We start from the raw sequence: 13,720 nt of genomic DNA, 5'->3' as shown, positions 1-13,720 counted from the left end.
GCGTATGACCCGTTGTCTCAATTAACAAAGGGTTAGCTCGCTATGACTACCGTATTAAAAGCAATTCCCTCGCATGACCCCTCCATGACCCTCATCCGCATGCCCGAGGTCATTTCAATCGTAGGGCTCGCACGCCCGACTATCTACAAGCTGATGCGTCAACCTGAAAGCGGATTCCCGTTGCCGGTAAAGCTGAGTAACAGCAATGCCCGAAGCGCTCCGGTTGCGTGGGTATTGGGGGAAGTTCAGGCATGGACACGGGCGCGCATCGCTGCCCGCGATCAGGTGGCAGCATGAAAAATCGAGCTACCAATAGGGCCATCTTGCAGCCCTTTTCTGTACTCAGAAAAGTCGGGTTCTCATCACGCGGTATGCAGCGTTTTGAGCGTTACCGCACGGAGCAAAAACGCCTTAACCGGGACGTCATGGTGATGCGATGGAGAGATGGCATCTGGTGCGCATTGTCAGTTCCATGCCAAGCCCCTCAAGCAATCATCGTCGACGAAGGCCAACAAGTCGACGCCTACGAGGATGCACGCGCCTGCCTCGAAGGCGACCTGTTGCCCTTTGTTTCCCTGCGCTGGGACGTCCATGCCTGAAACGAAAACGCCCCCGGCGGCAACCGGAGGCGTTGAGGTAAATCTACATGCCTAATCAATTTATGCCGCATCGAAAAAATCCGCAAGCGATCCACACAGTTGCACTTTCAAAAAACGGACGTTACTCTCTGGCCGTCGCTGCAAATTCAGCGAGCGGGCGTGGAAACCCGTTTGAAAACTTGGCGCACAGGCGCCCCCATTACGATTGCAGGCGTCTTTTTTTACGCCTTCGATTTCGAGTTATGGCGGCTGTGTGTGGGCAGGCTTCGGCCTGGCCGGGTTCCAAGTTTCCCGGTATTTCCACCCCATGCACAGCTGCCACCCAATCCCGTGGAAAGGATCGTGGCAGTTCCGTAGTCAAAACTTGGAGCGCCACCTATGCACGCCCTAAATCCGTCCAAAATTCGCGCCGCCGCTCATCGAGCAATGGCTCTCGCCGCTTTACACGCCAACTCCAGCCTCGCTACACGCCTTTCCCGTTACAACGCCCATATGTCCAAGGCGCGCGCCCTGGAAGCCGCAGGAGGTGCCAAATGAGCATGCTCCCAGGCTTTGCACTGCCCGAGGATCTCCTCTGCGTCAGCCAAGACGCCGAAGCCGGTCTGCCTATCGACGCCATCACCTGTGCCCTCGACCGTGCCAATTCAGTCCTCATGCTGCTGGAAGATCACTTAGACAGCGATAAACCCCAGCTCTCGAACCGCGTGCTGTCATCCGTAATTTGGGACGTGCGCGGCACCTTGGGCTTGATCAAAACACTCGCCATGTACGGTGATGCCTCCTCTGTGCCGCTGGGCCAGAAAGGCGGTGCGCTGTGACCCACTCCAGCACGCGTGGACGCTCCGAGTTTTCCCCTGCCAACGGTAACGGCCAAAACCTGTTTCGGGTGAATGCCGGTATCCCGCTGGAAGATGCACTTGAAGCCGTCTCCCAGATACTGCACCACGCCAATCAACTGATCCTCGACGCCGCCATCAGCGATGCAGGCGAGCGTTTTAGTTGGCCTGCGTTCTACCTCGGCGAGATGGCCAAGGCGCTGATCGACGACGTGAACGAGGCGTTGCTTGAGTCGAGGACCGCACCATGACTCAGCGCACCGGCAACACCTCAAAACGCCCCAGCTTTGCCGACGTAAAAAGCGTTGCCCTGAAGAACATTGACCGTGTGCTTGCGCACTGGCTGCCAAACGGCAAACGTGTCGACGGCGGCAAGGAATACACCGCACCGAATCCCACACGCACGGACAAGCGCGCAGGCTCACTCAAGGTCAATTTGAGCAAAGGCACTTGGGCGGATTTTGCCACCGGCGATAAGGGCGGTGACCTGATCGACCTAGTGCGCTACATCGACGGCAGCACCGACGTTGATGCCTGCAACAAGCTGGCGGATCTGCTCAGCGTTTCCGCTGGCTCCGCTACAACCAAAAGCGCACCTGCCAAGAGCGCAACACCGGAGTGGATCGCGGTTCAGCCGATCCCGGCTGAGGCCATGAACAAGTGCCCACCCAAACACCGGCAACACGGCGCTCCGTCGAAGGTGTGGATCTATCGCGATGTTCAGGGTCACCCGGTCATGGCGCTGTATCGCTTCGACCTGGGCCCCGATGAAGACGGCAAGCCGCGAAAAGTCTTTGCACCGTTGACCTGGTGCAAACGCTCCGATGGGCAAGCCACACAATGGCGCTGGCAAGGCTTGCCAGAGCCTCGGCCACTGCTGCGCCTGGATGAGCTGGCACAGCGCGCCGATGCGCCCGCGGTGTTGTGTGAGGGTGAGAAAGCAGCTGATGCCGCTGCTGAGCTGATGCCGGACTACGTCGCCACGTGCTGGCCGAACGGCTCCAACTCTTGGCACAAGGCCGATTTGACGCCGCTCAAAGGGCGTAGCGTTGCGCTGTGGCCGGATAACGATGTCAGCGGCAAGACCTGCATGGACGCCATTGAGCTCAAGCTGATTGAGCTAGGCGCCGCCTCGGTACAACGAATCTCGCTCGACGTATTCAAGCTCAAGCCCAGCAGCAAAGGCGGAAAGCCCACGCTCATCACGGGTGGAAAATGGGCAGACGGAGATGATGCAGCGGATGCGTTAGCCAAAGGCTGGACCGCCGGCCACATCGCCGAGCTGGTGCACAACGGCGAGCTTTTCGGCAGTGTTGCTGAGACCACTGAACCTCAACAATCGAAGGCCAAGGCGCCCGCCAAACGCCCTGCGAAATCGAAAAATGACCTGTTGCCCGGCGGCTTTCGCGTGACGCCTGAAGGGGTGTTTTATTCAGGCGATGATGGCGAGGCACGCCCCGTATGTTCGCCTCTCGAAATCATCGCTCGCACTCGCGACGACAAGGGCCACAACTGGGGCTTACTGGTCGAATTCGACGACCCGGACGGAGCCAAAAAGCGCTGGAACATTCCAGCCAGAACCATGACTGGCGACTTCGGTAAGGACGTACTCGGCCCACTGGTAGACATGGGCCTGCGACTTGCTGGGAGCCGATCAGGGCGCAACGCACGTAACGACCTGCAGAGTTACCTCGGCGGCTTCGACAGTGCCCAGCGCGCACGCTTGGTGACGCGGTTGGGCTGGCACGACAACGCCTTCCTTTTGCCCGAACAGCAAATCGGTTCACATGCCGAACACCTGCATTTTTATGAAGCCGGTGCACAGTTGCCACCGATCAGCGAGGCGGGCTCTCTGGAGCAATGGCAGCAGCAAATCGGCGCATTGTGCGTTGGCAACCGCCGCTTGGCATTTGTCGTGTCTGTGGCGTTTGCAGGGCCTCTGTTGAACCTGCTCGGGCACGAGTCGGGCGGCTTCCACCTCTACGGCGACAGCTCTGGCGGCAAGACCACCCACTTGCAGGTCGCTGCCTCGGTCTATGGCGGGCCACGTCTGGTGCGTTCGTGGCGCTCCACCGATAACGCCCTGGAGTCCATCGCCGCTGCACACTCAGACGGCCTCCTGGTGCTGGATGAAATCGGTATGTGTGACCCGCGCATCATTGGCGAAACGGTGTACATGCTCGGCAATGGCACCGGTAAAGCCCGGGCGAATGATCGAGGACAATCGGGCCGACAGGTGCAGGAGTGGCGCTTGCTGTTTCTCTCGACCGGCGAGAAGACGCTGGCGCAGCACATGGCAGACGCAAACAAGGAGCTGAAAGCCGGTATGGAGGTGCGCATGCTCGCCGTGCCAGCGGATGCTAGCAAAGGTCTCGGCATGTTCGATGTGCTGAATGGTTTTGAGGATCCTGCTGCCCTCTCCGATGCGCTCAAGGCCCGTGTCGCCAAATACTACGGCACACCCCTCACCGCCTTCCTGCAAGCACTGTGTGCGCCTGGAGAAATGCTCAGGTGGTCGGTGATCGTTCGCCGCACGGTGGAGCAGTTCATCACCCAAAACCTGCCCGCCTCGGCCAGTGGTCAGGCCCAGCGTGCCGCCCTTCGCTTTGGCCTCGCTGCAGCGGCCGGAGAGTTGGCCACCGCCTTCGGCGTCACCGGCTGGCCGGATGGCACTGCCACGACCGCAGCACGGGTGTGTCTGCATGCATGGCTGGCTGAGCGCGGCGGCGCCGGAAACTTTGAGGGAGATGCGATCTTGGCGCGGTTACACCAGGTCATCGAACGGTTCGGAGAAAGCCGCTTTACCCGCTGGGAATCTGCCGCCGCCAAGATCGATGAGCACGGCCCACGCACGATTGACCGGCTTGGCTTTCGCAAGACGATGGAACACGGCATGGGCGATGCACTGCACACCACCAACACCTACTTCGTACTGCCGGAAGCCTGGAGGGCCGAAATCTTCAAGGGCATGAACATCAGTGCGGTGAACAAGGAGCTGCTGCAACGAGGCGTGCTGGAACCGTCCAGCGACGGCAAGGCGTCGAGTCTGGTTCGGTTACCCGGTCTGGGTCAGCACCGCTGCTACATCGTGAAGACGATCCGGGCACGGAAGAGAGCGAGGCCGGGGCTGCCTGACCGCATGCTTGCCGATCGAGGTAGCGCCGGCTGATTCCCGGCCTCGCCAGCCGTTCGACAACCATCCCTATCAACCGCGATACCCAGAGACAATACAGATGAACACTATCCAAGAACTGAAAGACCGCCGCGACACACTGACCCTCGAAATGGAGAGCATACAGCGCGACCTGGCGCCCTTCGAAGACGCGCTGGAAAGCCCAGAGGTTATCCAGCAAGGCCGTCAACGCGCAGTGCAAGATGAAATCAACGATCACAAAAGACGCATCGACTCACGAGATCATGAGATCTATCGCCTGAATCAAAAAATCGATCGCCTCGAGGAACTGGCGAACCGTGAGAGCTTGGCTGCGGGTTACCTCAGCGGCATTGCGAACTGGAAAGCCGACGAGATGGAGCTTAACGAAAAGCGCAGCAGCATCGAGACCAGGTTGCAGCAGGTCCGCCAGAGCGATCATGAAGATATGGCAAAGGCTCGACAAGCTGAAACGGACGCAGCCACCGCCTACGCGCAGGCGGTAGCCTGGGGCGATGTGGAGGGCGAAAAAGCCGCTAACGCGGAAGCCCAAAAGGCAGCTAAAAGTCTCACGGCGGCGGTTGAGCATCACCGCCGCCAACAACTGCTGATCACCGCGCTGGAACAAGAGCTGGTGACGATTGATATGCACATCACAGAGGCACAAACAGAACGCGCCAAGATCGAGAACAACGCGGCTCACCTGGCGAACACTGTGCTGGAAGAACAGTGGAACGAGGCTGCGAAAGCACTGCTGGAGACCGGCGGCAAGCTGTGGGCTGCCCGCAAACTTATTAATCGTGATCCGGTTGCGCTGCTGAATCTGGACATACCTGAGCAAGGTGAAAACTTCGGAAGCTGGACCTTCCGAGAGCTTGCAGAACGCTCACACCAACACAGCCTGCTTGACCTGTTGGCGGCCTAACCTCAACCCTCCCCGAAGCAATCGGTGAAGGCGGGTTGCTTTGGGCCAACAGTCGGTTGAACCATGAATAAAACAACACAGAACAGCGCTCAGATGCCCAATTACCTAAAGGCCCGAAAGCTTCATTTGAATGGGATAATCGTCGTCCTGGTTGGCATGAAAGCAGAGTCGAGGCACTTACGATTGATGCAGTCAAGGCAGAGCTTGATTTCATTAACCTCCAGCTTAAAAGAATAGCGATTGATGAAGAATCAGAAGCCTAAGCAACTTTCACCTCACTAGATTCTATATTAAAAAGATTTTAGATTTTTTCGGCATCTGTTATATGGCGGCCCTAGACTTATGACGACTTTGGGCCAATGGCGAAAAATAGACCCGATACATCTACGGCGAGATCAGGATCGGCAGCGTTGAACTTTTAAAAACCAAGAAATCTTAAAGTCGGATGACCGAACATTAAAACCCTATAATTTCAACATGAGCATCACAAATACTTATCTTAAATGAGTGCTATCTATTAGCAGATGAATATTGTCGCGCTCAACTGAGCGCGACAAACTCAAACATCTAAATAATTACTGGATCGAATGAAACGACCTTATAACGATCCTCCAAAACCTGCCGAATAACGCGCAACCTTAAATCACCTAATTTTTTCGCGCTCAAAAAAGTAGGTAAAGAGACGTGAGAAGATTTTCGCTCTCTTTCCTCCATACTCCGCGCACTACTTAGCACAAAGCTTGAGAACCCCCTAACAAGGTGGGGGTGATTCAATAAAGAAGAATCAGTTCTGAGCCAATAGATAAGCTCATGAACATCACTAGCAGAACACAAAACATCAACATCAGAACTTTCTGTTGCTTTTAAAGCGTTTAAGCGCGCCTGCCACCTCCGAAACCGCGCTCGACCTTTATAGAAAGACATCGCAGTAAGGGGAACTCCAAAAGAATAGAATAAGACCATAAAACTACCGAAGCCCAGTCCAATTAATTTTGAAACAGAAGGGTTTTCCACCTCAACCAGATCAATACCAAGCAACGAACTAGATATAAAGTCTACAATATAACCCAAGGGCCACATAGCAGCTACAAAAACTGCCATAAGCATACACAGCAGCGTCACAAAACCGACTCTACGGAAAGTCACGCATTTAAACACCCATCTAAAAACATCAAATAAATTTACTTTCCCCCCATAGGATCGGATGAGAAAGGGAAAGAACATCAATCCGAACGAAACAATACAAACCGCAGTAAGCCCGACTAACATCAATGTAGTATTACTAGGCTCTCGAAATAGCTTTAATGATAAAGCCGCCAAAACCACCCCCATAAAAAACGAAGGGATAACAAAAAGCGAAACAGACGGTACAGACCGAGTGCTTTTCTGATCAGTTTCAAATGATACTGCGGAAACCCCTAGGATAAGCTCTACTGAATGTTCCATTAATCGAAGCGGGAATAATACACCAAAAAAACTTCCAAACTTTTGAAGCAACTGAAATTTTCGGCGTAGTCGGCCACAACGAGACACAACAAAGTTTGCGCCCATACTCGGAGGAAGACGTGCTGCTAATGCTTCGACTCTAAGTTGATCTGCACGATCGTGCGCCAAAAGGACTTCATCAGACAACATTTGGAGTACAGACGCCCGGGACTTCTCCGGTAACGTTTGAGCAAAGATAGCCTGCTTGAATGCCTGCTCACGCTCACCTCTTGTGCCACTAGAAAAAGATGAAGATAAATACTCAACTAAAACCTCATGAGGAAGTATCCCACCTAGTCTAATAACTTCACAGCGATCCAAAGTATCACCATTTTCCCAGCGAGGTTTCAGAAAGTGATAAGCGGCCTGCGATAGTGACAACGGAACGTCTTGAAGCCTGCGTGAAAGACCTTCTTGAAGTAGCGTAAGAAGCGGCACTGCAACTTCATTATTCCAATCAAAGAAAAAGGAATATGGGGTACTAGAGTGATCCGAACTTTCTGAATCCATCTGTTGTGCAGCACGCTCTTCCAGTATTTGACATGCGGCCTCCAACAAATTTTGAATCTCACTCCGCTCACGAGTCTGCAATAACGTAACAGCATATTCCCGCCAGCGAAGCTCGGTTAGGAGATTATAAGGAGGGATTGCTTCGGGATGGCGAGTAAGGTAGCGCACAAATAATGCTTCTTGATATCGTCGATGAGCAAATGCAAAGCGGCGATCACCGTGTGCGGCATTTGGGACGTCTGCGCGCCCAATTTTACAATCTACAAGGGCTGATATCAGACGCTCAATTGACGTGCTAGGAATTTGACTATCGGGAAGACGTCTAATTATTTGATCTAATGTGGGCGCGAGACTTAAACTTTCATCCTCTGCAAAAAGCTGGGCGAGACGCTCCGCGCCATCAACCAACTCTTCCACACTTAGACTGTATTTGCGCTTTAGATATTCCGGCTCTCGCCGAGCCAGTCGCTCTACGTGCTGCAATAGTATGTCATGGTCGTTACTTGGTGCTTTTTGCTCATCCCGAATATAACGACATAGCAACGTTAAAAAAAGAGGCGTCGCACCGATACTATTATCCGAAATTGCAAGATGCTGGCGCACTAAACTCATCTGCCGCACATTTAAGAACGAGTTTTGAATTAACTCGTCTTGCTTAGATCCACTTAAGGGAAGTATGCGCAGCTTTTTCCAAGGTAGAGCTTCTGGCCCCTTAAACTCACGTGAAGCTAGAATGCCTTTACACTCTCCCATACCTTCAAGAAATTGTCGGATAGCTTGGCTGTATTGGCGAACTACATTACTTCCCGACTCCGCATGAAGAACGGCTGGAATTTCATCAAATGAATCAAAAAGAAAAAGCCAAATTCCTTTATTGCAATAATCATCCCAATTTTCTCTTACGAAGGATGAAGTATCTGCATCGCCTCGCCGTATATTGTCTAACACGAACTCACGCACGTTGTCGGCTGTGACCCCCACTTCGCAACTCGTATCCATTTCGCGCAGGTTTACATACAACGGAACGATCGCATCTTTGTCGTTCGATCTTTTTCCTTGTTCTGCGAATTGTTTGGCCAGATGGCGTAGTGCAACGCTTTTACCTGATCCAGGTTCGCCGACCAATTGCATTGCCCGCTCAGTGCTTGAAGTAATAGCTCGAATAAGAGATTTCTCTTTACGCAAACCGGTGGACTTTTTTCTTCGTATTCGATGCCACGCAGTCGCATAATAACCTCCTTCAGTTTCAACTTCGGCCTCGAGATCGGTAAAATACTGATCATTCCAATTCTCCGCCTTAGCTAAATAAGACAAATCTGCATCGAGAACACCGCAAAATTGCTTTCGGCGCCTAACACGTGACTTATTGTCTTGACTAAGCAACATCGGAAGCCCGCTAGACTTGTAAACCTCCACTAGTTTTATTAGTAGCTCTATTACCTTACCAAGTGCCTTAAATGAAATTGTAGATAAGACCCCCAATGCAACCAATGCAATCAACAATAATACTACCCAGTGCCAAACATCATGCGTACTTTCTGAATTCCATACTGCGTGGAATACTTTCTCCGCAAACCTCAACAAATTATCGGAAAACGTGGTCGAGTCGGGTTTATCTGTCATCTCAAATTCCATTTAATCCTGATTGTTTTTTTTACAAGTACTAAATATTACCGAATATAGTAGCCCTACATTCGGGCGTATTGATGGTTCGTAGAAAACCAGCCTATTGCAAGCACCAAAAAATCCAGCTATTAAGCGCATATGCAGAACTCGTCTAAGCGCCCAATCCTGACCGAAAACGGACGATCGATGATCGATGATCAAACTACGCTAGTTACGTAATGATAGCCGTTATCATTCGATGCCGAATCGATTTTTTCCAGCGCTGGCCATCTTCGCACTGGAGTAACTTAGATACCCAGTCTCACTTACGCTTCCTATTTACCTCAATCACTCCCTTATTATTAACATCGTAGCTACTTACAGTCCTTTCCTGGTGAAGACGGCCCAAGAGTTCACGATCGGCAAGTGTATCCGGCACTCGTAATTTACCACGGCCCACCTCAGTGAGCTTAGGGTAATCACCGTCAAGCGCTTGCAGGATAGCGAAGAGCTGCTCACGACTGATCACATCTAGGTGTGATTTTAGTAGAAGTACGATCTGCTGTGATACGACATTTTCTTGCGCCATCTTCTGCACAACATCGGGCGATAGTTCGCATCCGCATCGGGTAGCGAACTGCGCCAGTTCATTCAGCCCTCGACGGCCTGCCACCTCCGCATACTTTGTGGCTTGCTCAACAACCACATTCTTGATTACCGAATCGATCTCATCGCTTTTCAGAATCTCTGCCAAATCCGCCCCCACCAACGCCGGGGTCATATAGCTCGAAAACTCCCGTGACTCTCGGATAAACACTTTGCGCGTAGGCCAATCAGTGGCTGCAAGGCACTCATAGGATGATGCGTCATCTGCAATGATGTCGTGCTTGAGCAACTGCGCGAAGAGGTCGCCAACTTCCGCCTCGATTTCGCCAACCTCGAGGTAATGGCGCAGGCTCAAGCTCGCGACCAGCTTCGTACGGAGCACTGCGGATGGGAGCTGATCCGTTGCTGCCAAGATCGCTGCTGCCAATGTACTCTTCGACTGGTCGTCGGTCGTATTGGTGTCGGTGATCTCGGCAGCGGCCGTCAAGTTTTTCGCTAGGTGCGCATCGACCGCCCCAAGAACACTAACATAGCGGCTAACGTTGCTGAACGTTGCTGGGACACGCCTATGTTCGGCCAACGCCGGCCACGCGCCCTCAGACACCTCTGCGAGATCTGCAACTTCACAATCTGCAGCAGCACGCTCGATCACATCACCAAGACGAGGCGCATCTAGCGAGAGTACATCTTCGATCACTACAAGGAAGTGTTCGTTCGCATCTATCGTCGTGGAAGAGCCATCGATAGCCTCCAAGTACCTGCTTAAATGCCTGAGCACATAGTCGTACACCGTCTCGCTCCGATCCCGGATCACGTCGAGAGCCAAGGTTTTTGCATTATTGATGGCGATCGCGAGGTTCTGGTACGTGATCTCATACAAATTGCGTGACACGAACGATGCACGAGTCTGACGGCCCAACAGTTCCAGACGAGGCACGGTAATACCAGCATCCCCAAAGAGTACGCTGATATGTTCGGCCTGGGCCGGCAAGGTCGCGTCGGACGTAAGTACCGTGAACTCAGCGTAGTGCGCTGTAAGGTACGAGGACACCGCAGAATCTATCCGCTGCTTTGAAGGCGTCAGGTGTGCTAGCGCTACATTCACAAGCGCTAGTCGTGAAGAGTCATCTAGGTCCGCCTGACTTACGAGATAGGTGAGCACTTGCGTGGATGCGACCGTGAACCGTTCAATGAGCCGTAGGCGCTCGTTACCTGCGGTAAGGTACGCCTGCAGAAAACTAGCCTGACGCTCCCCGAGACCTACTAGGGAGTGAATCATGATGTCAGCCGCGTCTATATGTTTGGCCAGAAGGTGGTCTAGGATAGCGATGTTGTAAAGCGAAGGCTCCTTCAGCGAGCTCTTGCCGCGCTCCCGGACAACAGCGTCCACGTCCTCCGGACCAAGCTCGAAGTGCTGGTCCATCAGGTCTCGCTCGACGTGATGGATAATGAAATTCGTGGCAGCTGACCCAACACGATCCCCGTGGAAGGTTGACGTGTAGAGTGTGAAGTTGCGGTTGATATACCCAGCACGGACGATCTGGTACGCCAAGCCTGGCGTTAGGATGATCTTGGCGATTGCCTCGAAGGACCGCATGCTCTCCTTATACAGGACGAGAAATTCCGTACGTTTAACGAGATCTCCAAGATCAGCGCTGCGCAGGAACCTGATGTCCTCCATCTTCTCATCGGTCTGCTCAGCGAGCGCATCCCGATCTGCTTCATTCCAGCTTTCGGCGTCCAGAGGATCACCAAGTGCAGCCACAAGACTGTCGCGAGTAAACGAAAGCGTACGACCTTGGTAGTGGTCATAATATTCAAGTACCAAGTCTTCGTCTGGTGAGACGAAGGTTGTCCAGAACTGCGCTCCCTTGAGGTCTTTCGGAGACTTCGCAGCAGCCGCAAGAGAGAAGGTTGCATTCTGGGTCCGGAAGCCAGAAGCCTCAGCTGTCCGCTGCACGTGCGCAAGCAGGAGTTCGCCCAACTGATTACTGCGGGTAGCAGCCCAATTGATCCGCGTGATCTTCTGGCGAAGCACGCGAAGCTCGCCCTCGATTCGCTTGATGTTCTCAGTCACCAATTCACGGCTAAGTTTGTAGAGCATGTCCAGCTTGCTATGGCCGAGCCGGATAATCTCGAAGTCTGCTAGGTGCGTGCTCTTGTATAACATCATCGCAAACAGTTCAGTCTCACTTAGGTTGAGCTGCTTGCCGTCGCCGGAGAAGATTCGGTCGCGGAAGACGATGAATTCGTTACGGACGTTCTTGAGCAGCCGCATATCTGGTACGTACTGCGTCGCTAAGTCGAGTAACTCCGGTGCTACCTGGTGCTCGACTTGATCAAGTAGCTTTAGTGCTAGGTTGCGAGCACTTCGGTGCGTAATAAATGGAACCACCGGGATGACAAGATCGAAAAATTTAGTGCGGTTGGTGCGTATAGCCTCAGCCTGCGCCGGATCGTCCGTCGTAAGCACTTCTGTATTGTGCCTACGACCTTCTATCTCCAGGCCGATGCGATCGAAGATGCTGTCTTTGATAGCATAGATGAATCGGATCGGCTTCTTGATCTGGGGCGAGGCGTTGAGCAAAGTGTTCAACGCTCGAAGCGTCTCGAAGATATGAGAGTCGTTGAACCGGTCGATGTCCTCGAAAAGAACAACATCGCGGTCTGAAACTTCAAAAAAGTAGACGATCTCGTCGAGGTATTGATCGAAGTACGAAACAGAGCTTTCGTTGAGCGTGACGGTTGCAGACCCTGCGGAGAATTGCTGGATATGCAGTTTCCCATAGAACAACCAGCTCACCAGCAGAGTAATCAGCGCCGCAGCGCCCCAAATGACAGCGTGAGCCCAAACACCAATATCCAAATGTGGCGTGAATACAGAAGCAATCTTTAGCGTCCATCCAGTCAGTAGGAAAATTACAGCAGCGACAAATCCCAGCAATACCGAGGTTCCGATCGCCCGCCACCATCGGAAACGCTCAATACGCCGAAACCGTGAGCCAGGGGTTCTACTCGGATATTCTCGATAGAGCAGCTGTTTGACAATTTCCTGCTGGATGCGGTTGGTCGGGGTCGTGGCCTGGATAGGCACTGAATTATCAAGCTGGGAAGCTTCGATAGGCGCGAGCGTCGAGAGCGATAGCTCTACGATACGATTATCCTGCCGCCGGGCGACCTCCCGCATGATACTGCTCTTACCGACCCCATAGTTGCCTGACAACGCTATGTTGCGTATCTGATCCTTCGCAAGGGCAGCTTCGATAGCGGCGACATAGCCGCCATGCTCTTCCGCCAGGTACTCAGGAGTAAGCGGGACCAACAGCCACGATTCCGTGGCAGGCCCCGGTTCAGAACAGAAAATGTCCCGAACGCGATTACGGATGCCGTGCAAAAAATTAAAGAACACATGTCCTCCTGACGAAAAATCCTAGATTGCAGCTTTACCACACCCATACTAAAAAGCCGAACAAATCCGCTGGGCTGATATGCACGCGCTCATGCTGATCCTTCGTCCCTTGCATGCGGCAGCCCGTTGTAGCGTTAATGCCAAAGTGGCGACTCAAGTAGATGTTCACAGCGGAGCGGTTTGACTCGAGTGCGGCAGACGGATGCCATAGTTCGCTACTGTCGGGTGATGGTTCTTCTGAGGGAAAGGCTCTAGCCCGATGACATCATGCTTAACAATCAAAAACCGTTCCTTCCAAAGCGTTCATTGATGTAACACCCAATCGCCACGTAACACGTATATCGGCAAATGAAGCACAGTTGTGTAACACCATATAAATCAATTTAAATCATATAGTTATAGGTAAATGTAACATACGTAACAGGGTTTAAAAGGGTATCCCCCTAGCCCCATTAGTATTGCTCCTCCAGCGAAACGAGATCGATCTCGCTCTTGGCTTGGTTAGATGCGGGGACCCTGCGAGGTTTCGCTTCACACGGGGTAGGAAACCCGCGGAATCGTGTTAGCGGGAGGTCTCCCAGCTTAGTGAACAGG

At 52.9% G+C, this 13,720-nt stretch carries 7 protein-coding genes and 1 pseudogene; 6 read left to right on the top strand and 2 right to left on the bottom strand.

The genetic code is table 11. The features are described 5' to 3' along the window. The first annotated feature begins 42 nt into the window (after window positions 1-42). From D109_RS0121280 to D109_RS0121255, 6 genes and pseudogenes are all read left to right on the top strand, one after another. Window positions 43-297, top strand: coding sequence for an AlpA family transcriptional regulator (locus D109_RS0121280; protein ID WP_026078127.1), 255 nt, complete (start codon window positions 43-45; stop codon window positions 295-297). Further along, complete coding sequence (locus D109_RS0121275; RefSeq protein WP_017478648.1) at window positions 294-599, top strand: hypothetical protein; 306 nt, start codon at window positions 294-296, stop codon at window positions 597-599. Before D109_RS0121280 ends, D109_RS0121275 begins: the two co-directional genes overlap by 4 nt. 533 nt (window positions 600-1,132) lie before the next feature. Then, a complete protein-coding gene (locus tag D109_RS1000000134980) occupies window positions 1,133-1,417 on the top strand; it encodes a hypothetical protein (RefSeq protein ID WP_017478647.1) in 285 nt (94 codons plus the stop codon). Further along, window positions 1,414-1,686 carry a DUF3077 domain-containing protein gene (locus D109_RS0121265; protein WP_017478646.1) on the top strand — a complete coding sequence of 91 codons (273 nt, stop codon included), beginning with the start codon at window positions 1,414-1,416 and terminating at the stop codon, window positions 1,684-1,686. The genes D109_RS1000000134980 and D109_RS0121265 overlap by 4 nt, the downstream gene beginning before the upstream one ends. Further along, a pseudogene (locus D109_RS01000000132060) lies at window positions 1,683-4,570 on the top strand (DUF927 domain-containing protein). Before D109_RS0121265 ends, D109_RS01000000132060 begins: the two are co-directional and overlap by 4 nt. A 98-nt stretch (window positions 4,571-4,668) precedes the next feature. Next, on the top strand, window positions 4,669-5,511 hold the full coding sequence (locus D109_RS0121255; protein ID WP_017478645.1) for a chromosome segregation SMC protein: 843 nt from the start codon (window positions 4,669-4,671) through the stop codon (window positions 5,509-5,511). A gap of 567 nt (window positions 5,512-6,078) precedes the next feature. Here the strand turns inward: D109_RS0121255 and D109_RS1000000133065 are convergent. Together D109_RS1000000133065 and D109_RS0121235 are read right to left on the bottom strand one after the other, a co-directional pair. Next, on the bottom strand, window positions 6,079-9,129 hold the full coding sequence (locus tag D109_RS1000000133065; protein ID WP_081585372.1) for an NACHT domain-containing NTPase: 3,051 nt from the start codon (window positions 9,127-9,129) through the stop codon (window positions 6,079-6,081). A 304-nt stretch (window positions 9,130-9,433) separates the two neighbouring features. Further along, entirely contained in the window at window positions 9,434-13,126 is a 3,693-nt protein-coding gene (locus tag D109_RS0121235) for a hypothetical protein (protein ID WP_017478641.1), read from the bottom strand. Window positions 13,127-13,720: the final 594 nt, after the last annotated feature.

Origin of the sequence: Pseudomonas sp. PAMC 26793, from assembly GCF_000313235.1 — a bacterium.
In the GTDB taxonomy this organism is placed as follows: domain Bacteria; phylum Pseudomonadota; class Gammaproteobacteria; order Pseudomonadales; family Pseudomonadaceae; genus Aquipseudomonas; species Aquipseudomonas yamanorum.
Note: the sequence above shows the minus strand (reverse complement) of the source record. Positions and strands in the feature narration are given on the sequence as shown.

Excerpts from the sequence above, each read along its gene's own strand:
- D109_RS0121280 (WP_026078127.1), top strand. The coding sequence starts at position 43 with ATGACTACCGTATTAAAAGCAATTCCCTCGCATGACCCCTCCATGACC.
- D109_RS0121275 (WP_017478648.1), top strand. The coding sequence starts at position 294 with ATGAAAAATCGAGCTACCAATAGGGCCATCTTGCAGCCCTTTTCTGTA.
- D109_RS1000000134980 (WP_017478647.1), top strand. The coding sequence starts at position 1,133 with ATGAGCATGCTCCCAGGCTTTGCACTGCCCGAGGATCTCCTCTGCGTC.
- D109_RS0121255 (WP_017478645.1), top strand. The coding sequence starts at position 4,669 with ATGAACACTATCCAAGAACTGAAAGACCGCCGCGACACACTGACCCTC.
- D109_RS1000000133065 (WP_081585372.1), bottom strand. The coding sequence starts at position 9,129 with ATGACAGATAAACCCGACTCGACCACGTTTTCCGATAATTTGTTGAGG.